Below are 25,138 nucleotides of genomic sequence, written 5' to 3'. Positions count from 1 at the left end.
ATAGTCTGAATTAATCAGCAACTAGTAGTATAACCGGACTAGGAGTTGCCTTTTCTCGATTTAACTCAATAGAATACCCAATGGCGCTGGAGAATCCCCTACCAGAAGGCTTATGGCCTGTAATGTTAACCCCTTTTACAACAAGCAATCATGTCGATATAGATGGTTTAAAGCGAATTACCACGCTGTATCTGGATGCTGGGTCGAATGGTTTGTTTGCCAATTGCCTGTCGAGCGAAATGTTTCAGCTTACCGATAATGAGCGATTGCTGATTACCAAAACCGTTGTCGATCATTGTCAGGGAGCGGTTCCGGTAGTGGCAACCGGAACGTTTAGCCGCGATATGACGGCTAATAGTGAGTTCATTAAAAAGATATACGACACCGGTACGCAGGCGGTTATTCTGATCACGAGTATGCTGGTCGAACCCGATGAGAGCGAAGACGTACTGAAGGCGCGGCTGGAAACGATTATGGCGCAAACGGGTGATATTCCGCTCGGTGTATACGAATGCCCGATGCCCTACAAACGACTGCTAAGCCCTGGCATCATGCGCTGGATGGCCGACACCGGTCGGTTTGTGTATCATAAAGACACCAGTTGCCATTCGGGGGCCATCGATCGGAAAGCGAAAGCGGTTGAGGGAACGCTGTTTGGTTTTTATAACGCCGATACGGCTACTGCTCTCGATTCGCTCGATTCGGGTGCGCGGGGTATTTCGCCGATTTCGGGTAATTTTTATCCTGAACCGTACAGCTATCTGCTGAAAACCTACCGCCAGGAGGGACGCACCGAAGCCCTGAACCAACTTCATGCCTTTCTGACTATGATGGACCGGGTTACGCACGTTTTTTATCCATTTGCGGCCAAGCTGTTTCTGCAACGACGTGGCCTGAAAATCGAAACCAATACCCGAATCCCGGCCGAAACAATGGCCAATGTCGACCTGATTCGCCTGAATGCGTTAATGGATTCGTTTAAGGCCTTAGCCGGGATGTACGAAATTCCGCTGGTGTTGTAGGCCAGTTATTGATCACTCAAGTATTCGTCCGGCACGGATGCCGTTGTCGAATATGCTATTGCATTTGTTCCTAAAGCCCTTAGCCTTATGAAAACGCTCCCCATAATTGATTTGCTCATTATTGGCATTTATCTGGTCAGTATGGTAGCGGTTGGGATCTATTTTTCCCGAAAAACAAAAAATGCCGATCAGTTCACGACCGCTTCGGGTAAGATTCCGGGCTGGGCCATCGGTATGTCGTTATACGCAACGTTTCTGAGCAGCAATACCTTTCTGGGCGTACCCGGAAAAGCCTTTGGCAGCAACTGGAATTCGTTTGTGTTCAGCCTGTCGATGCCACTGGCGGCCTGGGTGGCGGCCCGTTTTTTTGTGCCTTTTTATCGCCACACCGGCGAAGTGTCGGCTTATACGCACCTCGAACACCGGTTTGGCGCCTGGGCGCGTACCTATGCCGTAATCTGTTTTCTGCTGACACAACTGGCCCGGATGGGGTCCATTTTTCTGGGAATTGCTCTTAGCCTACAGGCATTAACCGGCTATTCGATGCAGACCATCATGCTCGTTGTTGGAACCTGTATTGTGCTTTATACGGTGTTGGGTGGCATTGAAGCCGTAATCTGGACGGAGGTGGTGCAGGGCGTGGTGAAAACTGTGGGTGCGCTCGTGATTCTTTGGCTGGTGGTTTCGGGAATGTCGGGCGGAGTGGATCGAATTATGGAAATCGGAAAGGCAGACCACAAATTCAGTTTGGGTAGTTTTGCGCCCGACTTTACGCAGCCTACGTTCTGGGTTGTGCTGCTGTACGGTTTTTTTATGAATCTGAACAACTTCGGTATGGATCAGAACTATGTACAGCGCTACCATACCACCACGTCTATTCGCGAAGCGGCCCGGTCGATCTGGCTGTGTGTCTACCTCTATGTGCCCATTTCGCTGATTTTCTTCGTGATCGGATCATGCTTATATGCCTACTATCAAACCAACCCCGAATTGCTTCAGGCCGTCCAGCTTCAGGTAGCGGCCGAGCGCCTGCCGAACGGAACCCCGGACGCTATCCGACAACTGGCCGCAACGCTTAGTCCGGCTGATATTGGCGACAAAGTGATGCCCAACTTTATGGTGTCTAAAGTGCCAACGGGCTTGCTGGGGCTGATTGTAGCCGCTATTCTGTCTGCCGCGATGAGTACGATCAGTTCGGGAATGAACGCGTCGGCAACGGTTTTCTCGGTCGATATTTACCAGCGGTATGTGAAGTCGGACTTAACCTCAAAGCAGTCGTTGCGGCTACTATACATTGCTACAACCTGCTTTGGATTGCTGGGTATGGCAATGGGTATTGCCATGATTGGTGTAAAAAGCGTACTCGATGTCTGGTGGCTGCTGTCGGGTATTTTTGCCGGTGGAATGCTGGGTCTGTTCCTGCTGGGTATCATTTCGCAACGGACCGGCAATGCCGAAGCATTGGTGGCAACTCTGATTGGGCTGCTGGTGATTGTCTGGATGACGTTTTCACCGCAAATTCCTGAGCAGTACGATTACCTGAAGAGCCACTTGCAGCAGAACATGATCATGGTGGTTGGTACCTTAACCATTTTCCTGGTTGGCATACTGCTCAGCAACCTGCGCCGTAAAACCCCCAAACCCGTCAGCGAAGTCTATGAACGTTAATTAGTCATTGGTCATTTGGAAGGGGCATCTGACAAAAACAGCCCCTTCCAAATGACCAATGACTAATTAACTAATAACCATCTTATTCACTCTTTAGTAATGAAACCAATTGTTCAAATTTCTCTTGACCTGACCAACATCGACGAAGCCCTCGAAACGGCGGCTTTGGCTATGCGGGCTGGTGTCGACTGGCTCGAAGCCGGAACGCCGTTGATCCTGGCCGAAGGCTTGCATGGTGTTCGTAAACTGCGTGAAGCGTTTCCGGGCGTGCCTATTGTAGCCGACCTCAAAACAATGGATGGCGGTTATCTGGAAGCCGAAATGATGGCCAAAGCAGGGGCTACGCACGTTGTGGTTATGGCTCGGGCTCATGCCGAAACCATTAAATGCGTTGTGAAAGCCGGGCAGGATTTTGGCGTGAAAGTAATGGGCGATAACATGGTATGCCCCGACATGGTAGAAGGGGCCAAATGGCTCGAAGATCTGGGCTGCGATTATGTAATTCACCACATTGGCTACGACGAACGACGCGGCATTGCGGCCCAGGGTCACCGGATGCCGAGCCCGCTGGATCAGCTTCGTGAGGTTGTGCAGGCCGTAAAGGTGCCCGTTCAGGCGGTGGGTGGGCTGAGCCTCGAACAGGCCATTCGTTGCCCGGAATACGGCGCTCCGCTAGTCGTCCTGGGTGCTCCCCTGACCATCGATGCCGATGCGTTTAAAACCGCCGATGGAAATCTGGAAGCGTCGTTGCGGCTCATCTGCGAAAAAATTCATGCCTATGGCGATGTCGCCGTTGCTCAGTGAGTGTCTGGCGGCATCCATTCCTAATTCCTTAGCTAATTTGTTGATTACTCTATGAAATCTGCTGCCGTTGTTAATTATGCGCCAGAGAAAGGGTCGGTCGAAATTCGTGAGATCGACCGGCCAGCTATTGGCGAAGACGATGTTTTGCTCGAAGTAGCCAATGTAGGTGTTTGCGGGAGCGACCTGCATCAGTGGACCTCCGATCATAGCTGGCCCGTAAACTATCCGGTGGTGCTGGGTCATGAATTTGGTGGCCATATTGTTGAATTAGGAAGCCGGGTGTCGGGCTGGCGCGAAGGCGACCGGGTTGTCAGCGAAACAGCGGCTGTCATCGATCCGAACAATCCAATGTCGCGTCGTGGGCTATACAATCTCGATCCGACTCGCAAAGGCTTCGGCTATGGGGTCAATGGAGCCATGACGCGCTACGTACGGGTACCCGCTCGCTGCCTGCACCTGGTGCCCGAGCAACTGGCGTTTGAACAGGCCTGCCTGACGGAGCCCTGCTGTGTGGCTTTCAATGCCGTTGTCGAAAATACACGCCTGAAACCCGGCGACCGGGTCATTGTGCTTGGGCCGGGCACCATTGGGATTCTGTGTGCGGCTGTTGCGAAACTGTGCGGAGCCGATGTTGCCGTTGTTGGTCTGGAAGCCGACCGGCACCGGTTGGCCATAGCCGAACAGTATGGCTGTACGGCTATTGTGGGCGATGCTTCTGAATGGGCTAAACAAGCCGATGGGCTTGGTGCCGATTGTATCATTGATGCGGCTGGTGCCAGTGCTACCCTAAAAATAGCCATGCAACTGGTGCGGCCGAATGGCCATATTACCAAAGTTGGCTGGGGGCCGCAACCGCTGGGTTTTTCTCTCGATCCGCTGGTGCAGAAAAATGTAACGCTTCAGGGAAGTTTTAGCCATAACTGGCCCATCTGGGAGCGCGTTATTTCGTTGCTGGCCAGTGGCCAACTCGACGTAAAACCCATCATTGGCGGTGTTTGGGACATTACCAACTGGCACGAAGCCTTTGAAAAAATGCACAAGGGCGAGGTAGTGAAAAGTGTACTGAAACCCATATAGCTGATGCGATTGCAGGATAAGGTGGTGATCGTAACGGGCAGTTGCACGGGCATCGGTAAAGCCATTGCCCGACGCTGTGTTACCGAAGGTGCCAACGTAGTTGTGCATGGCCTGGAACGCGACCTGGGCGAAGCTGTAGTGGCCGAGTTAGGTGCTGACCGGGCGGTGCTACATATCGAAGAAATTACAGCCGACGAGGCACCGCAGCACCTGGTCGATCTGGCGATGGCCACGTTTGGGCGACTCGATGCCATTGTCAACAATGCGGCTTTTGTGGCCTCATCGAATATCGAAACAACAGATCTGGCTTTGTTTCGGCAGGTACTCGACGTGAATACGCTGGCACCGTTTGCGCTGATCAAAGCTGCGTTGCCGCACTTGCAGGAGCGCCGGGGTTGTGTACTCAATATCGGCTCGGTGAATGCGTGGAGTGGCGAACCGAATCTGATGGCCTACAGTGTATCGAAAGGAGCATTGCTGACCATGACCCGCAATCTGGGCGATTCGCTGCATCGGGAATATGGTGTTCGCGTCAATCAAATCAATCCGGGCTGGGTTTTGACTGAGCGCGAAATCGAACGAAAACGCGAGCAGGGAATGCCCGACGACTGGTACAGAACACTACCCGCCGAGCTTTCCCCGGCAGGACGAATGCTGATGCCCGACGAAATCGCAGCCGCAGCCGTATACTGGCTCGCCGACGAAAGCGGCCCCGTCAGCGGACAAAGTGTCGATCTGGAACAATTCCCGTTTATTGGACGAAACTTACCTAAAAATTAAAGAGTGAAAGAGCGAAAGAGTGGCTGACGCATCAATTTCACTCTTTCGCTCTTTCACTCTTTCACTCTTTAAATCTATGCCTCAATTAGCCGCCTTCCCGAAGGCATTTATGCAACAGCTTTGTAAGGATGGAACCATGACGGTTTCGGAATGGATTGAGCTGGCTTCTCAATTAAATATCGATGGGCTGGAATGGTATGCCGGGTTTCTGGAAATGGCCGATGAAGCCAACTGGCCGCTGTTTCGGCAGCAGGTAGAAGCACACGGTAAGGTTATTCCGATGATGTGTTGTTCGCCCGACTTTACGCATCCCGACCCCGCCTTTCGCGCGCAGGAAATCGAAAAGCAAAAGCGCTGGATCGATATGACGTATATACTGGGTGGTTCCTACTGCCGGGTATTGTCGGGGCAACGTCGGCCCGAACTGTCGATGGAAGAAGGCGTTTCGCTGGCCGCCGAATGCATTGAGGCCTGTTTGCCCTATGCCCAGGAACGGGGAATCACGCTAATCCTCGAAAATCACTACAAAGACGATTTCTGGACTTACCCCGAATTTGCCCAGAAAATGGACGTGTTCTGTATGCTCGTCGATCGGATTCATCATCCCAACTTTGGTGTCAACTACGACCCGAGCAATACGTATCTGGCGGGTGAAGATCCGCTGGAACTACTCTACCGTGTATCCAATCGGGTTGTAACGATGCATGCCAGTGATCGGTATCTCATCGAAGGCACCATCGAAGATCTACGACGTGAGGAAGGGGGCGCTGCTGGCTATGCCAAACGACTCAGTCATGGCGAAATTGGCAAGGGCCTTAACGACTACGATGCCATTTTTACGGAACTCAAACGCGTAGGGTTCGATGGCTGGATTAGTATCGAAGATGGTGTCGATGGGATGGCTCAACTGGAGCGGAGTGTGGCTTTCCTGCGCCGGAAAATAGCCGAATACTGGCCGTGTGACGAGTAAACGGTTTTTTCTGACAGGATTTACAGGATGAACAGGATTTAATTATGTCCAATAAAAAATCCTGTTCATCCTGTAAATCCTGTCAGAAAAAAAGAGGTACGATTGGGCTATAAATCAGTATAGTATACGTAGCCAGCCATTGGTTGGCAACACGCACTATTCCTAAACGCTCAAATTTTCGTACCTGATTATGGAAGAGAAGAATACGACTCCCCCGGCAAGTAGTCGTCGTGATTTTCTGAAAACATCGTCACTAGCCGCTACCTCCTTTATTATTGTTCCCCGTCATGTACTCGGTAAAGGGTTTGTTCCGCCAAGCGACAAGCTAAATATTGCCGGCATTGGTGTGGGCGGTAAAGGCAAAAGTGATCTGGCTGCGTTTGCCAACAGCCCCAATGTGAACATCGTAGCCCTTTGCGATGTCGACGACCGGCAGTCGGTCGAGTCGCGGACTCGTTTCCCGAAAGCAACATATTACAAAGACTTCCGGGATATGCTCGCCAAAGAGCATAAGCATATCGATGCCTGCTCCATTTCGACGCCCGATAACACCCACGCCGTGGCCACGCTGGCGGCTATGCAATTGGGCAAACACGTATATACCCAGAAACCACTTACCCACGATATTTACGAAGCCCGAATTCTGGGTCAGGCCGCCAAAAAATATAAGGTGATAACCCAGATGGGCAACCAGGGCGGATCGGGCAACGGCGTTCGTCGGATGAAGGAAATCTACGATTCGGGCATTATTGGTGAGGTTCATAAGGTGCTCTGCTGGACCAACCGCCCGGTGTGGCCGCAGGCTATCCCGACCGACAAAACCTATGATGTTCCCAAAGAACTGGACTTCGATCTGTGGCTTGGGCCGTCCAAAAAAGTACCATATAACGAAGCCTATCTGCCCTGGAACTGGCGCGGCTGGTGGCCCTACGGAACTGGTGCGCTTGGCGACATGGCCTGCCACATTATGGACCCCGTGTTCCGAATTCTGCCCATCGATTACCCAACTTCGGTTGAGTGCAGCGTAGCCGGAACCTGGACCTTTACGCTCCGTCCGCAGGACGATAATCCCGACTGGACACCTTTTTCGACGTCTATTCACCTCAACTATCCGCGTAAAGACAGCAAAGGCGATATAAAAGTAAGCTGGTATGACGGTGGTATTTTACCCGAACTGCCCGAAGAACTGCTACCGGGCGAAAGCTTTGGCAATTCGGACGGGGGCGTGTTGTTTATTGGCTCTAAAGGCAAACTGATGGCCGACTGCTATGGGGCTAACCCACGCCTGTTGCCGCTGAAAGCGAATGAGTCGCTCACTATTCCCGAAACTATTGCCCGGGTTCCTAATGAAGATCACTATCTACAATGGGTAAATGCCTGCATTGCTGGTTATGGGAAAGGCGTAACGAGCTCGCCGTTTGAGTATGCAGCGCCATTTACGGAGAGCATTCTGATCGGAAACCTGGCGCTACGTAGCTGGATGCTGCGCGATAATCCGTCGGCTAAACGCTCGGCGGAGCGGTATAATGGTCGCAAAAAGTTGTATTACGATGCTCCGAATATGAAAATCACCAACTACGATCTGGCCAATCAGTTTGTCAAGCGCGATTATCGCGACGGCTGGAACCTGACACTGTAATATATCAGAGTTCGCTATTATAATGATCGGGCGGAAGCGGGAATACCCCTCTTTCGCCCGATTGGCTTTAGTCGGTTGCCTTCCCGCCTTTGGCGTACCAGTTTACGATCGTATTAATATCGTTCTCCGACAAGGAGCCACCCTGCGGCATCCGTTTGTTGGTTGGTGATATTGGATCAGCAACGGCGGCTTTGATAGCACCGGCCAGATCGACGATCTGACTATCGGTATCAAATGCCACAGGACGCCCTGTCCAACTACCCGATGAGCTATGGCACGAAAGGCAATTAGTGCCGATAATTGCTTTTACGGCGGGAAAATAGGAATTGGTTGGTGTTACCGCTTCTGATTTTTTGCAGGCATTTAGCAGCAACAATTCTGCCGTCAGGCAAAGAACCAAAACTAGCTTGGCGAACTTGTTTAACGAAATCATTGGACCTGTTCGATGTAGCGAATAGTCGTATGATTCCGTTTTATAGAGCAGCGTTGCAAGTGGGATTCAACTTTAACAAAGTTTGAAACCACATCGGTCTTTACCGTCTTCGGCTGAACTGACGACTCATGTCGACCAGCCGGTACCGATCGATTTAGGACCCCATTGGCCTACCTGGGCCCTAGACTCATTGGAGCAGCTCGTTTCATAGAAATTTGGACTGAAGATACATAAGCAAGTGGGTACCCCGTGGCGTATTGAGTGTGCGACAGTTTACAGGCTTAAGTACTATCACGAGGCCCAATAGACTGCTGTTATTTATTATCTGCCGCAACCTTACCCGATGGCATCACCGTTAGGCCTTCCTCTGGTTTCCATTTGTCATACTCCATGTAGCGAGCGGTTTGGGTGGCTATAGCCTGCCCCTTTAATTTCGCCACTACGTGCAGGGCACCATCAATACCAGCCGAAACACCCGCCGTTGTGATAATTTGTCCGTTGTCGACAAAACGAGTATTGCGTAAAATCTGGGCTTTAGGCGTTGCTCGTTGGAGCGGTTCGATGTAAGAATGAAAGGTAGTCGCCTGCTTCCCATCGAGCAGTCCCGCTTTAGCCAGCAACCCGGCACCGGTGCAAACCGATAGCATAATCTCGGCTTGCGTAGACGCGTTTTTTATCCAGTCGATGAGTGGCTTATTCTCGATAAACGGTCCTGTTTTACCCCCTGGCAATACCACAATATCAGGCTTAGGACAGTCGGACAGGCTATAATTCGGCGTTATTTTAATAAATCCCTGACTAATGATTGGTTCTTTGGTGAGTGACACTGTGTAGACATTGAACCCCTCTGTAGAGGCAAACACCTCACTGGGGCCAGCGAAATCCAAAATTTCAACGCCATTGTGAATAAAAATGGCCACGTTCCGCTTTTTTTCCTGCCTCTGGTGGCTTGTCAGCGAGTCCATCAGAGCAACGCTACGTTGAACAAGGGGCATACCACAATGCTGACAACGGCCGGGCTTTTCGTGCCGTTCTAAATCACAGCTACTGCCGCAGGGCTCGCAATAGTATGCTATCAGGCGTTCTTTCGCAATGACTTTCTGAGCCCAAAGGAAACTACTGGTAATAATGAGCCAACCGGCAACGAGTAAGTAAAAACGGGACTGAAGAATGACGTTCATAGGGTTATGAATTAAGTTGATATAAATGACCTGGTGCTATTTTTAGATTCGGCTTTCTGCCAGATTCGACGTAGCTGACGGGCATCCTGAAAACCACACTGCTCGGCAATGGCTTCCATGGTCATACCCGGATTGTGCCGTAGGGTGCGGGCCCGTTCCAGCCGTAGCAGGGTGGTATAGTCATGAATGGATATCCCCGTCTCTTTTCGAAATGTTCGGGTTAGATTACGGGTACTCATACCGGCCACCTGGGCCAGGTCATCTAACGTGGCCTTCGTTTTTAGATTTGTAATCAGCCAGTCCTGCAAGTGGTGAACGGCCACATTCATGTGATTGCGGTAATCAAGGTAAACGCTTTTCTGCGAATGATAGGGGCCTCGACGTAAATAGACGACCAACTCACGGGCAATCTTTGCCGCAAAAAGTGGCCCTTGCCGCTCCTCCAGAATCGCCAGCGCCAGGTCTATACCGGCGGTTATGCCTGCACTGGTATAGATACCGCCATCCTGAACGAATAATCGATCATGCTGGGTAACGACCCGTGGATAGGTCGTTTGTAGTTCGTCCACGCGCTTCCAGTGGGTAGTACATTTTCGGCCATCCAGCAGACCGGTCTGAGCGACTAAAAATGCGCCCGTACAAATGGAGCATATGCTAACACCCTGACGATGCTGCTCCCGGAGCCAGCGCTGGAAATCGTGCTCCGCTTTACATTCAGCGGACCGGATATAAGCCATCTCCATGCCTGGTACAAAGATCAGATCGCCAGGTTGAGGTTGTACCTGGGTAAAAGGTTGCACAGGTCCTATAGCCAAACCTGCTGAGCTAACTAGCTGGTTCTGAAATGAGCAGTACTGTAATTGATACGGAGCTCCATACTCAACGGCTTCGTAAAAGACCTGAACGGGGCCCGTCAGATCCAAAACGTGGACATAAGGTGGTACAACAAAAATGACTTGTTGAGTAGGCGACATGATCTAGCTGAGTCTGGCCGTAAAAGTAGGCGATACCCGGCATTGATACGAGCCAAATAGCGGACATTTTGGGCCAAAAAATATGTGGCCTGGCTACTTCTGCTACCTGGCTATTTAAGGGAAGCCGATCAACCTGAGCAACTTGTTGAATTTTAGCAATTGGGAATTGCGGTGAAACCAATCCTCGGTATTAAAATATACAGCAACGAGCAAAACGATGACGTGAGTAACACAATAAACGATCCTCACAGCATCAACGCTGTAGGGGATATTCTTAGGGAGTCCTAAAATTCCATTTAGAATTATCGCTGTTAAAATCAAATTGGGCCAGGGTCGGTGTGCTGTCACCGGAAGATACCAGCGCTACTTTCTTTCCTGAATTCGGTACTACCTTGGGCATGATCCGGTAGGTGCCATCCGTCAATTGATCGATTCGCCATAACTGTTCGGGGGTACCGGTAAATGCCGGTACGGTTATTACTTCGGCGTCGGCAGTGGTCGCTAAGGCCCGATCGGTTCCGGCCAGTACAATTTTATAATAGGGACCACCTAAATACCCGGTGGAATCAGGCGCATCGGTAATCGTCCATTGTTGATGAGGGCGGGACATGTAATCGCCGATTCTTAACGTAATAGTCCCGGTTGGCCAGTTTTTCATGACATCGGCCAATTGCTGAGCCGGAACGGGCTTTATAGGCTCATTGTTGGGCTGACCAAATCCCCGTACAACGGGCATTCTTGTAAAATCAACAGCCAGCTCTAAGGCGTAGCCTCGTCGTACGGATTCAATTTCATACGTCCCTTCTTTAAACTTCTCTCCGGCAACAGGCCATCCATCTTTCCAAACCACCGGAAGTATGCCTAATACGCTTCGGCCACCCTGCTCTAAATCGGCTTCGTAATGGATAGACATTTTTTCAATGCCTTTCTCCAGCACGATATGGCCGAAATGTCCGGGGCCTATTAATCCGCCACGGGTAGCTACCACCAGTTTCCCCCCGCCTTGCAACATGCTTCTGCCTACATTATCGAGGTAAGGGCCAGTTATCTTTTTTGAACGGCCTGCCACCACATTGTAAGTAGAGTTGGCTCCATCGCAACAACTGCCATGCGTGGCAAGCAGGTAGTACCAACCGTCGCGGTAAACCAACGTGCTGGCTTCGCATACAATGGCTACATCGACGGGTTTATTGCCTGCTTTGAGGCCTCCGGTTTTGGGGTCTAATTCGATCAGGCGAGTGAAGCCAAAATACGTGCCGTAGGTGAGCCACAAGCGTCCGGTAGTGGGGTCGAGCATCACGCCAGGGTCAATGGCGTCGTTCTCTTCATAGCCATCCGACGTAGCTACCACAACCGGTTCAGAATACTTAAAGTCAGGGGATTTGGGGTCTAATGTCTTGTTCCACATGGTCAGGATAGCGCCTTTGTGGCTGGGCGAGCCACCGGTTGCGCCATAGATGACCAGGTAACGATCCCCAATTTTGATGACATCAGGAGCCGCTCCACCACCCGGCCTCACCCCACCCCCATACCAGGTCCAGCCATCGTCGGAAATCAATCCACCACCGCCTGTACCGAAGGTGTAATATTTGCCATCGCATTCCGTGACGGTTGAGGGGTCATGGATAAAGGGTCTTCCGATCTGAGCTAATACGGTTCGGGTTATCAGTAAGGCGAATAAGGTTGTCAGGGTGGTTTTCATGTATGTTAATGGGGTTTAATTGAACCCGTTTAATCTTTCCCTTTTTTAGTATTATCCTGACACACCTTCGGTGTTAAAAATAGTGCCTAACAGTGCTGCCATTCAGGGATTTAGGGGTGAAACAGTAAATTATACACAACTTATTATTCGTAACGAATACTGAGGTTTTTCACGGGCGACCCTTTTTCATCTAAAAAACGAACACAGAAGTTAGCCATTCCCGGCCCATTGATGACGGCCCCACGGATGATATTCCTGCCTTTTTTAAGCGTTAAACGGGCAGATGTGCCATTATCGGCAATCATATCCCGGTCGCCGGAAAGTAGCAGTGCTTCCTGACCATTGAGCCACCACATACTACCCGAATTACATCCGGCCGCCATCCTGACATTTTGAATTTCTTCAGGGCTATCAATGACCGTGACCAGCCAGACAAGTATGCCGTATTTGGGCTTGTTGATGGCGTAGGTAAAATGGTATAAATTAACGTTGAATGCCTTGCTGTCCAGCGCATACCATTTCAGTTCCTGATTGCCTACTTTTACCGTTTCGCCATTGTGAGGAATGGTGGTGTAATCGCCGGAAAAATTATCGGCTGAAAAAGTTGTTCTGAGATAGTTGTCCGTGAAAATATTATTCCTGACAATATCTTTCTTTACGGGTTCCAGCACTAGCCAGCGCTGAATAAATCCACTTGCATCCGGCGCTTTTTTGGCAGCAGATGCCAGGGTGAAGTGTTTGGATAGGGTATGAGTCGTATCGCTTTTTAGCGGTATGGGAGGCAGGGGTATTCGTTGTCCAGGACCCGGTCCCTGGGCGAAAGCGGTAAGGCTACTGGTTTGTAATCCTGATAAAACGATAAACGATAGAATCGGCAATGCGTATTTGTATTTTCTGTTCATAGCCTATTCCTTTTATAATGATTTCTATTTCTACATAAAGCGTAGTTTATGGAAACCTACTAAACGAAGCGGTGCTAACTTAACTCTAACAAGAATGAGGTGTTACAGGGCTAGCATCAATAGTGTTTACTGGAATCGGACTGCCGATGCGACTAATTCATCGTATTGTTGTTTCGGCGGGGAACCGTTGCGTTTAGCGGACTTGCTTAAATCATAGAAATTGGTCCGAGTTATCAAAATTGATAGTTGACAGAAAGGTCATTCGCTTATTGCTAACGCCAGTTTGATATGTGCCAGGTGATGTTGTACGTGCCAGGCCGTCATCGCTAATGCCTGTGCCTGTGAGTAGGAACGTTGCCGAACCGGATGGTAATACGAAATGGCTAGCTGATCGTTGGTCAGCGATTTAGCCAGATAGACATAGCGTCGGGTAGCGCCATCGAGCAGCAGGAGGGAATCGGTAATGGGGGCTTCCATAGCATCAGGCGTTTGTGCCCAGGCATTCATGTCGATCAGCGTAACCTCGTTGTAGTTAGGTTCGGTCAGGGCTTTTTTCATGCGCATAAAATGCACGAACTGAATGTCGGCCACATGGTGTACGAGTTGCTGCACGGTCCAGCTTCCTTCCCGATAGGTTTTGCTAAGGTCTTCTGGCACTAACTTTTCTACCAGTTGCCGATACTGTGCCGGACTAGCGGCTATAATATCAATCAGGTTGGCTAATTCTTCAATAGGATAGGTATCCTGACTAATGAATGGGCCAATGGGAAATCTGCGGTTGTCGTCCATATTTTTTAGAGTATCAGAGGTTACAGTAAAATGCTTATTTGACGCGTAAACGGATCTGGGCCGTATCGTCCTCACCCGTGTCGAAACCATTGGCCGGATTGGAATCGACATCTTCCCAATCACAATAGCTGATCTGGGCTTTGATGGAATCGGCTATCGGGCCCGTGACCTGAGCCTGAAAGCTAAAGGTTTGGGGCCAATTTTCGTAGAACCGGCCACCCGATAAATTGATCTGCTGACCTGCTGCGGTGAAATTGGCGCCCCCTACGAATGTAAGGCCTGCTGGTAACTGACAATTGACCTCAGGACTAAGTAACCGTCTATTCGTGTAATTATCCAGTTGTAGTGTTATCGTGATGACTTCATCTATAGCAGGCGTACGATTGCTGACAGATGCCTGCAGACTCAAATCAATCTTATCCGTAGGTAAAAATAGTTCATCGTATGCAGTAGTGGGAAGTAGGGCTGGAGTTGGCTCAGGAGATACGCTGACAAGAGAACCTGCCTGGCTTGTTCGCAGATCGACCCAGCTCATGTCATCCTGCCCGTCGTTGGTGCCACTTCCCGGATAGGAGTCAGGGTCTGGGTTGTCAGCGGCCATGATCTGGGCGGCTAACCGAATGGTTCCGATGGCAATGGGTGTGACCTGAAACGTTACTATTATCATACCGTTTGCCGGAACGCTTGGAACGGTTGCTGTTAGTGTGTTGCCGCTTAGCTGAAAATCACCGGTATTCAAGACAGACAGGAAATCAGGCAAAAGACTTTTTATCTGGACATTACGCGCTTCCTGCAGACTACTGTTTTGAACTATCAGAGTAATACTAACGGGCTGATTCAGGGCGGGGGTTCGATTGCTAACGATCAGTTGGACGCTTAAGTCGGCTTCCGGCTGGTCGCTAACCTGAACGGTTAATGGGTCAGACGGTGGGCTAAGGCACCCTTCCAGGCTGACGCAGACGGCCGTATAGACGGTGGTTTGGACGGGACTGACAACAATAGAGCGTCCTGTTTGTCCATCCGACCAGCGAACGTATTCTCCGGCGCACTGATCTGCCAGTAAGGCTGTTGATTTTCCCTTAGCAATAAACAGATTTCGTGACCATACCCGGGGAGATGGTATACCCACAACCAGATCAATGGTATCGCGTGTGACGGCAGGGGCACAGGCTCCACCCAGTGTCGTTTTTAGAATATAACGTCCTGCATCGGCGGCACTGGAACTGTTAATTGTCAGGGAGCTTGAGGTTGCTATTGAACCCGTAGGGAGTATCCATTCGTACGTGTTGTTAATCCCGAGAGAATCATACGAATAGGATTGTACATTGGGCGATAGCTTGTAGTAGTTTCCCGGACATAGTGGAAATGCGGGACCTCCGCTTCCATTAGCCCTATAAACACCAATGTAAACAGAAGGAGTTTCGGCTTTAATGTTTACGAAGTCAACCCGTTTACCGGCACACTGGCCGCCATAAATAGTAGTTAGACTATATACGCCCGTATTGGCTGGACTCAGTTTCCCAAGGGTAAAACTTTTTGCCGAACTGGTAAATCCGTTCGGACCGCGCCACTGGTAGGAAATAACCTCCGCATCATAAGGGAAAGTTGATGAAGATACCTGAACGGTAGACCCCGGACAGTAGGAGTCGTTCTGCGAGAGTCCTGTTAATGGAAAAGCGGAAGCGAAGCTTCGTGCCGTACCAATATTGACCTCCAGTGAAGACGTATATACACCACTGCATTCTCCGGAAATTGTAGCCTTCAGGCTATATATACCGGAGGCCAACGTGCTGGCCGCTGGAATCGTTGGCTGTTTCAGCGAGCTGGTGAAATTATTCGGTCCACTCCATTGGTAGGAGAACGTGGACTGGCTGGAAGGAAAGATAGCGGGAGTTTCGAAGAAGATTGGATACACATCAAACGAAGTGCCTGGGCAATATTGATCGCCCCCAGATGATTTGTTTGTCGCTTGGCTAAATATCCCTAGTGATGGTTTTTTGACCTGTGCCTGAACAAAACCAGTAATAGTACCCGTACAGCCGCCAGATAGCGTGGCCGTAACACTGTAGGTGCCAGCCATGGCCGGGGTGGCATTTGGTAGAATGAATTTTTGATCAGTACTCGTAAAACCGGTGGGGCCTGTCCAGCGATAGCTAGCCGGAATATTCGTTTGGATGTAGGAGATGAGTAGACCGGCGCCGAGCCTAAGCTCACCACCCGGACAGGCGTAAGGAGCATTACCCAGAAATAGGGTAGGCGTACCGATTAGGATCGATTTCGTTGCTTCTGATGTGCCAGGACATCCTCCTGAGAACGTGACTGTAAGGCTATAGTTGCCTGACATATCGGGCGATACATTGGCCAGGGTTAAGCTTTTTGCTGTGCTGGTGAACCCATTTGGACCACTCCAGGCATAGGTTGCCGGATACAGAGAGCTAGAAAGATAAGCGTCTATGAGAACCGTACTGCCGGTACAAAATGCAGTTTCGAATGAGGCTGTTGCTTCATAGTGAGAATTTATGGAAACCGTTGGTGTGCTTGCACTCACCTGAGCCGTAGCCGTATTGGAGCACCCGCCCGAAAATGTAGCCGTAACGCTGTAGGGGCCAAACATCTCGATGGTCGCATTAGTAATTGTTGTGCTTGAGGCTGTGCTACTGAATCCGTTTGGGCCACTCCATACATACGTAGCTGCACTATTATTGCCCGATACGCTAAGTCTGAAGCTACTGCCGGGGCAGTAGGATCTGTTTGTCCCTCCTCCATACAAATCGTTCGGGTCTGAACTGAAAGCGGCTACTGTAGGAGTACCTACCGTAATACTGACCGAATTTGTGCCACTACACCCCCCTGGCACTGTTGCCGTAACGCTGTAAAGGCCGCTTGTAGCTGTGCTTGCATTCGTGATCGTGGGGCTATCAACATCGCTGACGAAACCATTGGGACCGGTCCAGTGAAAAGCGACTTGTTTTGATGTATTTGATGGATATGCCATGACATAAGCACCTACACCAAAATCACTGCCTGGACAAATCGTTTGGGCAGGAGCCCGGTTACCATCGCTGAAAAAAGCAAAAGAACCCGCCGGAACCGTAAGTGACCAGACATTGACCTGCTGTGTGGCAGTTGCCGTTCCTGTGCAATTTCCCGAAAACGTAGCTGTTACGCTGTAGCTCCCGGTCATTGTTTCCTGCGCATTAGTCAGCGTAAAACTCTGCCCGGAGCTAATGAAGCCGTTTGGGCCTTTCCATTGAAAGGAGACTGTTGTGCCCTCGGGTAGATAAGAGGCCTGTGCCTGAACCGCTATACTCTGACCAGGGCAAATGCTGTTGACGGGCTGCGGATTGTTGCCTACCGAATAAGCGGTCGTATAGACAGACAGGTTGGTGTTATAAATCTGTACGGTGTCTTTGCCTACGCCACAATTATTAGGGTAAGTAGCCTCAACGATGTACAAACCAGCGACTCCCTGAACAACGACCGGGTTGCGTTCATTACTCACAAAATTGTTAGGGCCGGTCCAGCGGTACGTAGCCGAATTGCCGCTGAAGTTCTGATCGGGGTAAGCCGCTAACGATAGGCTCGTTGGGCCGCAGATAGACAGGGATGAGCTAAGGTACTGCCCATCACGTACGAGCGCTGCGGGTTTGGACGTGCCGAGCGAAACGGTTTTAGACGCTGTTGCTGTGCCTTGGTTCGTACCCGAGAACGTCATGGTTACTGAATAAACACCGGCCGTAGCAGCAGAGGCAGGTATGTTCAGCGTACTGGCAGTGGTATTGATTGGGCCATTGGGACCTGACCATCGGAAGCTGGTTGTTGTGCCCGAGGGAGGGACCGAATAGGCTGCATAAATCGCGAAGAACTGTCCTTCGCAAACGGGACTATTCGTGCTGATTTCAAAATAAGTGGGATAGGACTGACTAAAAACAGAAGAGGCCGTTAGTAAAACGGCCAGTAAAGAGTAAAAAAACGCATAAGAGGCAGTAAAAGTTACTGCTCAAAATAAGCAGAATCTTCGATGTGATCCTACGTTTATATATTTTTTGGATAGGTGTTACTTTACTTTTATCCCGCTTACATTTGACCACCAATTATTTATTTGCCGGAGCACTGATAACGCCCAGATAACGACCCATCCAGTAAGGTAATAGAAACGAATCGCCTGCGCTGAGTTCGCTCGATACCTTTTGCGGGCGGTCGAGTTTAAAGAGGTCGCGGTTATGCTTTAGTTCGGGCCGTTCGTCGGGGGGGAGTACTTCCCGTGTGGTTTGCCCCCGGAAATTTTCGGGCACCCGTTCGATGTCTTTCCGGTGGCTGTTCATGACTGGCCATTCGATCATGTCGAGCGGAAATTCTTGTAGATACCAGATTGTTTCGGGCAGGTCGAAGGCTTTGGCACCCGTCATGGCATAGCAGAGATTCCAGAGACCATCTTTTTCGGGGCGTTCGGCTTGCCAGTGATCCTTGATGGCTTCGCCGAAGTTAGCTTTCAGCTCGGGCGTGAAGGCATACGGATACAGGCACCAATAGGCCAGAAAATACATTTCATCGTCGGAATGGTTCCAGCCTTCCGAGAGCATTTTAGCCCAGTCGTCGGAGCCGGCTGGTGCTTTGCCGATTTCGTTCATGGGGCGCATGAGGTTTTCCAGATAGCCATATTTCTGCATCAGTTCGTAGGCTTTCTCCTTGTAAATTGGCTTTCCGGTAAAGTGATAAGCCGCCTGCAAAAAACCAATAATGTTGGACGAGTTTATCTTACGATCGCCTACATTCGTCGGAAAGCCATTGACATAGGTCGGATTCCATTTGCCCCAGAGCGTAGGCTTGCCATCGACATCGATCAGATACCAGTCGTTGTTGATAATGTTGGTCATCAACTGATCCATGAGCGTGATGGCTCGCTTTTTTATGTCGCCGTCCATCAGCTCGGCCACGAGCGTGAGCGTAAACATCTGGCCAACGGTCTGGTCGCTGCTGGTGGTGCCGCGCCAGTCCCATTCGGAGTCCTGGGCATGATTCCAGCCATTGGTCAGACCTCCATCCCAGGCCCTGGCTTCAAACGTATGATAGCCCCGGCGTTCGAAACCGCGACCAAAAAAGCCGCTCATATTCGTGATGCTAAACAGCCGCTCCATGGCATCGAACGATTCCTGAACATTTTGCAGAGCCTCTTTATCTCCCGTCACTTTATAGCGAAACAACTGACTTACCAGATACATCGACGTCCAGAGGTTGTCGCTGTCACGCTGGCCCATTTGCGCCGTTGCCAGATCGCCATTCTGAAGCGTTACAACATCGCAGTTGAACCCATAGCGGATGTGTCGTTGCCGAACCTGTTTTTCGTATACCAGTGCTTTCTGGTAGAGGGTCATCGGTTCGAAATGAATTTCGCCCAGCCCTTTGTTAGTCAGAATCAATACGGTTTTGTCGGTTCCTTCGGCAATAGCTGTTACGGTATTGCCCGGTAGCCAGCGTTCACCGTAATAGTAGTTGAATTTGCCATCGGGGCGGAGCATAAACGCGCCCATCGTCGAGCCAAACCACACAGTGCCGTGAGCAACCGAAATGGTAGTTAAGTCGGTCCACGGCAGTTTTTTCTGGATCGTGCCAATGGGCTTACCCGTTTTGGCGTCGAGGGTCCAGTAGCCGTCGTGTGTGCCGACATAGACTTTACCCGGAGCCAGATCGAAACAGGTTAGATTCGCGCTCTGAAAAATAGCGCTGATCTGTTTCCGAACAGGATCGAACCTGCTAAGGGAGTGTGAACCCAGTATCCAGAACTGGTTCTGGGTGGCTTCGTAGCGAATGGCACGAACAACATCCTGCTTCAATGCGCCGTCCCAAATGACGGTCGTGTCGGCAAAGGCTTTCAGGCTGGTGCCATCGGATACCAGAAACGTGTTGTTAGTGCCTGCTGCAAAAAACGTGGCATTGGGTAGTGCATGGTGGATAAGCATTTTACCCGCCCAGGCATTGCTAAAAACCGCCTTATCGTCCAGATAAACGAATTGCTGATCACGTATAGCCAAAGCGGTTAGCTTCCGATCCATCATTGGCCGATACGATCGGTCTGGTACCAGGGTTCCGGGATACTGAAACTGCCCGTTTCGTGGCACCAGTAAGCCTTTGGCCGACAGTACCTGCACGACACCATTCCGGTCGACGCCCACATTCGTTAGCTGAATTGTACTATCCGATGTATAGTATTTAATGCTGTAATCCTGCTGATAGGGCACATCGCGGTAGGCAGAAGGAGATTGGGCGGATATAAAGAGTGCCGCAACGGAAGTTGAAAGAGTGAAAGAGCGAAAGAGCGCTCCGTAGAACAACCAACTCGTTTTAGGTTTTTTCAGAAGGGTTAATAGCTTCATTGTGTAATAGGGCAAATAAAGAGGTTGTTCTAAAGCCTGGCCACTAGTCAACATCCGTTGCGGCAACATCCGTTGTGGCAACATCCGTTGTGGCAACATCCGTTGTGGCAACATCCGTTGTGGCAACATCCGTTGTGGCAACATCCGTTGTGGCAACATCCGTTGTGGCAACATCCGTTGTGGCAACATCCGTTGTGGCAACATCCGTTGCGGTACTCTTTTCGATCATTTAACTGGTGCGCTGATAACGCCCAGATAGCGACCCATCCAGTAGGGAAGTAGCCAGATATCGCCCGCACTATGTTCGGACGTGCCATTACCCCGCGTACGGTCGAGGCTGAACATATTGCCATTATGCCGCTGAATGGGCCGCTCGTCGGGGGGCAGTACTTCTTTGGTAGTCTGATTACGGAAGTTTTCAGCCATCAGGTCGATGTCTTTCCGGTGGCTGTTCATAATTACCCAATCGATGAGGTCGAGCGGATGCTCCCGCAAATACCAGGCAGCTTCGGGTAGATCAACATCTTTGGCACCCGTCAGGGCTGTAAAGATGTTCCAGGCACCTTCTTTTTCGGGGCGTTCGGCCTGCCAGTGGTCCAGAATAGCCTGTTTATATTTGGCCTTGAGTTCGGGCGTAAAGGCATACCGGTATAGACCCCAATAGCCAACAAAATACATCTCGTCGTCGGAGTGATTCCAGGATTCGGACATGTGTTTGCTGTGGTCGTCAGCGTTTTCGGGAGCCTGACCAATTTCTTTCATGGGGCGCATGAGGTTTTCCAGGTAGCCGTATTTCTGCATCAGTTCGTAGGCTTTGGTCTTGTATTTCTCCTTTTTGGTGAAATGATACGCCGTTTGCAGCATAGCCATAATGTTGGACGAATTCAGTTTCCGGTCGCCCACATTGGTGGGGAAATTATTGACATAATCCGGATTCCATTTGCCCCACATGGTTGGCTTGCCATCGTAGTCGATCAGGTACATATCGTGCGAAAGGATATGGCTCATAAGCGTGTCGATGAGCGCAATGGAACGGCGTTGCAGGTCTTTATCATCGACCAGTTCGGCCATTGCGCCGAAGGCGAAAACATGCCCGATCACCTCATCGCTGCTGGTCGTTGATTTCCAGTCCCAGCCGGGTTGCTGCGAATGTTGCCAACGATCAGGGTCAGATAGCTGCTTGATATAACCTGCCCGCTCAAACGACCGCGCCGGGAAACCGGGAACCGGGTTGATGGTGTAGAGCCGCTCCATGGCATCGAGCGATTCGCGGCAGTTTTGCAGGGCGTCTTTATCTTTCGTAACGGCATACCGGAAAATCTCTCCGCCCAGATACATGGAAGTCCAAAGACCATCGTTGTCGGAGTCGGACAGGTAGCCAGTGGCCAGATTACCTTTTGTCATGTTATCCAGCGACGCATTGAAGCCATTCCGAATGTGCCGCTGCCGAACCTGATCTTCATAGAATAGGGCTTTGTCGTGCAGGGTCATGGTCTTGAAGCAGAGTTGGCCCAGACCAGCAGTTGTCAGAATCAGTACCGAGTTTTTAGGACCTTCGGCAATGGCCGTTACGGTATTGCCCGGTAGCCAGCGTTCACCAAAGTAGTAATCGAATTTGCCGTCGGGTCGCAGTGCAAACGCGCCTTTGGTTGAGCCAAACCAGACCTTTCCGTTCACTTCATTAACCGTGGTGATTTCGGTCCAGGGGAGTCGGCGCTGCACCGCGCCGATCTGTTTTTTGCTAACAGCATCCAGCTCAATATAGCCATCGTTGGTGCCGATGATTACTTTCGTGCCGTTTTGGGCTAGTGTAAAGCTCGTAAGCCCCGACCCATCGAACACTTTGGTCAGTTTGAAACCAGCCAGCGGTAATGTATACAGCGATTTTTTGCCCAGAATCCAGAAGGTTTTGGTAGCAGGCTGATAGCGTGCCTCGATCGCTTCGTCGGATGGGAAGGTGCCTTTCCAGAGCACTTTACCATTCTGAACGACCTGCATCGCACTACCATCCGATACCAGAAACGTCAGATCGGGGGTTCCGGCGAAGAGGGTTGCCTGTGGCAACTGATGTTCGGCAAAAAGCTTTCCGGCCCAGGCATCGCTCAGAACGGCTTTATCGGAAAGATAAACGAACTGCTGATCATAGGCGTCGACAGCCCGTAGTTTCATGTCTTTCAGGGGCCGATAATGCTGATCGGGGACTAAGGTGCCGGGGTGCAGAAAAGCACCATCAGCCGTGTGGAGTAGCCCATCGGACGAAAGCACCTGGATGGTGCCGTTGCGGTCGGCGGCCACACTCGATAGATTGGTGCCTGATTTATCGAAATAATATTTAATGCTATAGTCCTGCTGGAAAGGCTTGTCCTGGTAGACAGCCTGAGCCAGCAGAACCCGGTCGAAAAAGAGGAAAGTAAGTAAAGCGAACGCGAATCGTGTATAACGAATGTGCATAATCGTAAGTGAAAACAGGTTGTACATACCGACGCCCTCGGGCGTTGATTCTAATTGATAATTCGTTTGGGGTCTACTACCACGTAGTTTATCGACTTGCCATCGGGCCGACCGTCGTGATGCGAGTACGTCATGTGCAGCAGCCCATCGGGTGTCTGGATCAGCGATGGATACGAATAGCCACCCTGCCCTGGCTTGTGATCTTCGATACGGATCTTCCATTTCCAGGTTTTGCCTTCGTCGTCCGACAGGTATAAACTGAGTCGGTAGCGGCCGTCGTTGATGTCGTTGCCCAGAAAGGCCCAGCGGCCGTCTTTCAGCGCCAGTAGTTCTACGCTGGCCGTGTTCGGGATGTCGGTTTTGGTCGTAGCGGTCCAGGTTTCCCCCTTATTCTTCGATTCGCTGTAGTGCACACGGGTTGGCTCGTCGCCACTGTCGCGCATGAGGGCCACCACCGTACCATCTTTTCGCCGGGCCAGTGCTGGCTGAATTGGCCCCCGACCGACTACGGGTAGACTTGGCCGCCAGCTACTCCCGTCGTCGTCTGAAATGGCCATTAGCGAGAAGTTGAAACCGTCGGAATAGAGCGGGAGCAGAATCCGGCCGTTGTCCAGCAGGAGCGGTTTAATACGGGTCATCCAGCCAATAGAGCGTTTGCCTGCATCGCGGCTGGCCTGAATTATCATGTCGTCGTATTTGGGCGCATAACCACCCCAGCCAGCAGTATATTTGGGCAGATCGCCGAATTTTTTAGCGACCTCCTCCGCGAAACTGTCGCCGGGTTTGAGCAGAATATTGTCCTGCCAGTTCCAGACGGGTGGCCCGCTTTTGCTATAGTCGGTAGCGGTTCTGACCCGTAGAATAGAGTATTCCCACTGGTTAGCCTCAACGGCAATCCAGACCAGAAACAGCTTTCCCTGACCGTTCAGAAACAATACCGGGTTACAGTCGGGGATGTTGGGCGTATCGGCCATTTCGAAGGGGGCACTCCAGGCTTTTTCTCCTTTTCGTAAGCGGGCTCCCATAATTTTGACATCGTCGGCCGAACGTTCGCCACTGCCATAAAACCATACGGCCAGAAAATCGCCATTGGGCAGATTGACAATACTGCTGCCGTGAACATGCTTGCTTTGAGCCGGAAAAATAAGCGACGACTGCACAATGGCCGGATTTGGGCTCTGTGCATGGGCGAGACGGATGGCCCAAACGATACTGAAGAAAAAAATACGTACTGTTTTCATTGGTGTCAGAACATGAACAACGATGTCCGATCGATAATGCTGGTGGGTGTACTTTTGAGAAAGCTATTTGACCTGTTTGCGTCGTTGCATCACCTCTCGCCAGGTCGTCAGAATGATGCCTTCTTTGTTGAGATAGGCTTTCAAATCGGGGTCGATCATCGACAGCATATCGCCGTAGCGCGAACCGCCCGACGACGATATTTGCTTGAATTCTTCCGACGCATCGGTACTGTGGATGATGAACATGGCCAGTCCGGGTTCCATCCGGTTAATTGCATCTTTAAACTGTTCGGTCTTGTAGTGGCCCCAGGCTTCGGGCGTTACGTTGTTGCCTGCGGGTTTCCAGTTGCCGCTGATGGTATGTAGGTCATCGAGAACGGGTAAGCCAGCCTGCCAGATTGTTTCGCCCACGGCTTTCGCTTTTTTCAGGTTGTCGGGTGTGGGTAGTTGCATCCCGTCTTTCCATTTGCCTTCGGCTTTTAACTTACTGACAAGTGGGTAATTAGTACATTCGATAATGAGCTTGTTATTGCCGCCCGGAAACATAACCGGAATACCATAGGCAATGCCTGTTTTGATATATCGTTCCAGAAACGACTCATCGGCAAAGAGCGTACCCATGTGTGAGTCGAGGTGGGTTGGTTTGAGCCCCATGGCCAGTGCCCGGTCGATCTGGGCTTTTATCTCCCGTTCCACTTCATCGGCTTTGGCATGTTTAATTACATCCACGACTTCGGGCCAGAGCGCGCCTTCTTCGTCGGTCAGACCTGGCACCTGGTTGCTACCCGCCAGTGGACTCCAGCGGTAGTTTTTCCATTCGGAAGTCAGGGTAAGATGGATGCCTGCGTCGATGCCCGTTTTTAGCGCATACTTCACAAAGCTGGCCGACCACGGGCAGGGCATCATAATGCTGGTGGAGGTGGCCACGCCCTGCTCCATCGATTTGATGGTTCCCTGATTGGACGGATACGACATGCCCGCATCGTCGACATGGAAAATTACTACTTTAGCTCCCTTTGGCCAGCCCAGTTTTTCGGCATAGGTTTGAGCACTTGCCGGAGAAACAGCATAGGCCAGCAGCACCAGTAAAATGAGACCGTATTTCATATCGTTTGTGGTTCAGACTATACG

Annotated in this window: 19 protein-coding genes; 7 read left to right on the top strand and 12 right to left on the bottom strand. The window is 50.8% G+C overall.

Going from position 1 to position 25,138, the window contains the following annotated elements:
• The first annotated feature begins 122 nt into the window (after positions 1 to 122).
• From WBJ53_RS18565 to WBJ53_RS18535, 7 genes are all read left to right on the top strand, one after another.
• On the top strand, positions 123 to 1,022 hold the full coding sequence (locus WBJ53_RS18565; protein ID WP_338868841.1) for a dihydrodipicolinate synthase family protein: 900 nt from the start codon (positions 123 to 125) through the stop codon (positions 1,020 to 1,022).
• A gap of 87 nt (positions 1,023 to 1,109) precedes the next feature.
• Positions 1,110 to 2,690, top strand: coding sequence for a sodium:solute symporter (locus WBJ53_RS18560; RefSeq protein WP_338868839.1), 1,581 nt, complete (start codon positions 1,110 to 1,112; stop codon positions 2,688 to 2,690).
• Positions 2,691 to 2,789: 99 nt separating this feature from the next.
• Entirely contained in the window at positions 2,790 to 3,494 is a 705-nt protein-coding gene (locus WBJ53_RS18555; protein ID WP_338868837.1) for an orotidine 5'-phosphate decarboxylase / HUMPS family protein, read from the top strand.
• A 51-nt stretch (positions 3,495 to 3,545) separates the two neighbouring features.
• Positions 3,546 to 4,571: a zinc-binding dehydrogenase gene (locus WBJ53_RS18550; RefSeq protein ID WP_338868835.1), complete on the top strand. Its 1,026-nt coding sequence runs from the start codon at positions 3,546 to 3,548 to the stop codon at positions 4,569 to 4,571.
• A gap of 3 nt (positions 4,572 to 4,574) precedes the next feature.
• Positions 4,575 to 5,351 (top strand): SDR family oxidoreductase, encoded by a 777-nt coding sequence (locus tag WBJ53_RS18545; protein WP_338868833.1) that lies wholly within the window; start codon positions 4,575 to 4,577, stop codon positions 5,349 to 5,351.
• A 76-nt stretch (positions 5,352 to 5,427) separates the two neighbouring features.
• Positions 5,428 to 6,321: a sugar phosphate isomerase/epimerase family protein gene (locus WBJ53_RS18540; RefSeq protein ID WP_338868831.1), complete on the top strand. Its 894-nt coding sequence runs from the start codon at positions 5,428 to 5,430 to the stop codon at positions 6,319 to 6,321.
• Between the two features lie 190 nt (positions 6,322 to 6,511).
• Complete coding sequence (locus WBJ53_RS18535; protein ID WP_338868829.1) at positions 6,512 to 7,960, top strand: Gfo/Idh/MocA family oxidoreductase; 1,449 nt, start codon at positions 6,512 to 6,514, stop codon at positions 7,958 to 7,960.
• A gap of 67 nt (positions 7,961 to 8,027) precedes the next feature.
• Here WBJ53_RS18535 and WBJ53_RS18530 read toward each other — a convergent pair whose 3' ends face one another.
• The 12 genes from WBJ53_RS18530 to WBJ53_RS18475 form a co-directional block, all read right to left on the bottom strand.
• Positions 8,028 to 8,393, bottom strand: a complete 366-nt coding sequence (locus tag WBJ53_RS18530; RefSeq protein WP_338868827.1) for a hypothetical protein — start codon at positions 8,391 to 8,393, stop codon at positions 8,028 to 8,030.
• Positions 8,394 to 8,707: 314 nt separating this feature from the next.
• Entirely contained in the window at positions 8,708 to 9,574 is an 867-nt protein-coding gene (locus WBJ53_RS18525; RefSeq protein WP_338868825.1) for a DJ-1/PfpI family protein, read from the bottom strand.
• Positions 9,575 to 9,585: 11 nt separating this feature from the next.
• Positions 9,586 to 10,548: a DJ-1/PfpI family protein gene (locus WBJ53_RS18520; protein ID WP_338868823.1), complete on the bottom strand. Its 963-nt coding sequence runs from the start codon at positions 10,546 to 10,548 to the stop codon at positions 9,586 to 9,588.
• A 274-nt stretch (positions 10,549 to 10,822) separates the two neighbouring features.
• The gene (locus WBJ53_RS18515; RefSeq protein WP_338868821.1) at positions 10,823 to 12,250 is read right to left on the bottom strand and encodes a family 43 glycosylhydrolase; all 1,428 of its coding nucleotides are present in this window, start codon (positions 12,248 to 12,250) and stop codon (positions 10,823 to 10,825) included.
• Positions 12,251 to 12,393: 143 nt separating this feature from the next.
• Complete coding sequence (locus WBJ53_RS18510) at positions 12,394 to 13,152, bottom strand: acetylxylan esterase (RefSeq protein WP_338868819.1); 759 nt, start codon at positions 13,150 to 13,152, stop codon at positions 12,394 to 12,396.
• A 258-nt stretch (positions 13,153 to 13,410) separates the two neighbouring features.
• The gene (locus tag WBJ53_RS18505; RefSeq protein WP_338868817.1) at positions 13,411 to 13,941 is read right to left on the bottom strand and encodes a YfiT family bacillithiol transferase; all 531 of its coding nucleotides are present in this window, start codon (positions 13,939 to 13,941) and stop codon (positions 13,411 to 13,413) included.
• Positions 13,942 to 13,975: 34 nt separating this feature from the next.
• Entirely contained in the window at positions 13,976 to 17,656 is a 3,681-nt protein-coding gene (locus WBJ53_RS18500) for a hypothetical protein (protein WP_338868815.1), read from the bottom strand.
• A 379-nt stretch (positions 17,657 to 18,035) separates the two neighbouring features.
• Entirely contained in the window at positions 18,036 to 20,315 is a 2,280-nt protein-coding gene (locus tag WBJ53_RS18495) for a hypothetical protein (RefSeq protein WP_338868813.1), read from the bottom strand.
• A gap of 43 nt (positions 20,316 to 20,358) precedes the next feature.
• The gene (locus tag WBJ53_RS18490; protein WP_338868811.1) at positions 20,359 to 20,544 is read right to left on the bottom strand and encodes a hypothetical protein; all 186 of its coding nucleotides are present in this window, start codon (positions 20,542 to 20,544) and stop codon (positions 20,359 to 20,361) included.
• Positions 20,541 to 22,766 carry a hypothetical protein gene (locus tag WBJ53_RS18485; RefSeq protein WP_338868809.1) on the bottom strand — a complete coding sequence of 742 codons (2,226 nt, stop codon included), beginning with the start codon at positions 22,764 to 22,766 and terminating at the stop codon, positions 20,541 to 20,543. Before WBJ53_RS18485 ends, WBJ53_RS18490 begins: the two co-directional genes overlap by 4 nt.
• 50 nt (positions 22,767 to 22,816) lie before the next feature.
• A complete protein-coding gene (locus WBJ53_RS18480) occupies positions 22,817 to 24,007 on the bottom strand; it encodes a sialidase family protein (RefSeq protein ID WP_338868807.1) in 1,191 nt (396 codons plus the stop codon).
• Between the two features lie 63 nt (positions 24,008 to 24,070).
• Positions 24,071 to 25,114, bottom strand: a complete 1,044-nt coding sequence (locus WBJ53_RS18475; RefSeq protein ID WP_338868805.1) for a polysaccharide deacetylase family protein — start codon at positions 25,112 to 25,114, stop codon at positions 24,071 to 24,073.
• Positions 25,115 to 25,138: the final 24 nt, after the last annotated feature.

It is taken from the genome of Spirosoma sp. SC4-14 (assembly GCF_037201965.1).
Lineage (GTDB): Bacteria > Bacteroidota > Bacteroidia > Cytophagales > Spirosomataceae > Spirosoma.
This window is presented reverse-complemented; position numbering and strand designations above follow the sequence as displayed.

Coding starts and splice junctions, on each gene's coding strand:
- WBJ53_RS18545 (WP_338868833.1), top strand. CDS start 4,575: ATGCGATTGCAGGATAAGGTGGTGATCGTAACGGGCAGTTGCACGGGC.
- WBJ53_RS18515 (WP_338868821.1), bottom strand. CDS start 12,250: ATGAAAACCACCCTGACAACCTTATTCGCCTTACTGATAACCCGAACC.
- WBJ53_RS18520 (WP_338868823.1), bottom strand. CDS start 10,548: ATGTCGCCTACTCAACAAGTCATTTTTGTTGTACCACCTTATGTCCAC.
- WBJ53_RS18475 (WP_338868805.1), bottom strand. CDS start 25,114: ATGAAATACGGTCTCATTTTACTGGTGCTGCTGGCCTATGCTGTTTCT.
- WBJ53_RS18530 (WP_338868827.1), bottom strand. CDS start 8,393: ATGATTTCGTTAAACAAGTTCGCCAAGCTAGTTTTGGTTCTTTGCCTG.
- WBJ53_RS18510 (WP_338868819.1), bottom strand. CDS start 13,152: ATGAACAGAAAATACAAATACGCATTGCCGATTCTATCGTTTATCGTT.
- WBJ53_RS18490 (WP_338868811.1), bottom strand. CDS start 20,544: ATGATCGAAAAGAGTACCGCAACGGATGTTGCCACAACGGATGTTGCC.
- WBJ53_RS18560 (WP_338868839.1), top strand. CDS start 1,110: ATGAAAACGCTCCCCATAATTGATTTGCTCATTATTGGCATTTATCTG.
- WBJ53_RS18480 (WP_338868807.1), bottom strand. CDS start 24,007: ATGAAAACAGTACGTATTTTTTTCTTCAGTATCGTTTGGGCCATCCGT.
- WBJ53_RS18535 (WP_338868829.1), top strand. CDS start 6,512: ATGGAAGAGAAGAATACGACTCCCCCGGCAAGTAGTCGTCGTGATTTT.
- WBJ53_RS18505 (WP_338868817.1), bottom strand. CDS start 13,941: ATGGACGACAACCGCAGATTTCCCATTGGCCCATTCATTAGTCAGGAT.
- WBJ53_RS18540 (WP_338868831.1), top strand. CDS start 5,428: ATGCCTCAATTAGCCGCCTTCCCGAAGGCATTTATGCAACAGCTTTGT.
- WBJ53_RS18525 (WP_338868825.1), bottom strand. CDS start 9,574: ATGAACGTCATTCTTCAGTCCCGTTTTTACTTACTCGTTGCCGGTTGG.
- WBJ53_RS18550 (WP_338868835.1), top strand. CDS start 3,546: ATGAAATCTGCTGCCGTTGTTAATTATGCGCCAGAGAAAGGGTCGGTC.
- WBJ53_RS18495 (WP_338868813.1), bottom strand. CDS start 20,315: ATGAAGCTATTAACCCTTCTGAAAAAACCTAAAACGAGTTGGTTGTTC.
- WBJ53_RS18565 (WP_338868841.1), top strand. CDS start 123: ATGTTAACCCCTTTTACAACAAGCAATCATGTCGATATAGATGGTTTA.
- WBJ53_RS18485 (WP_338868809.1), bottom strand. CDS start 22,766: ATGCACATTCGTTATACACGATTCGCGTTCGCTTTACTTACTTTCCTC.
- WBJ53_RS18500 (WP_338868815.1), bottom strand. CDS start 17,656: ATGACGTTCTCGGGTACGAACCAAGGCACAGCAACAGCGTCTAAAACC.
- WBJ53_RS18555 (WP_338868837.1), top strand. CDS start 2,790: ATGAAACCAATTGTTCAAATTTCTCTTGACCTGACCAACATCGACGAA.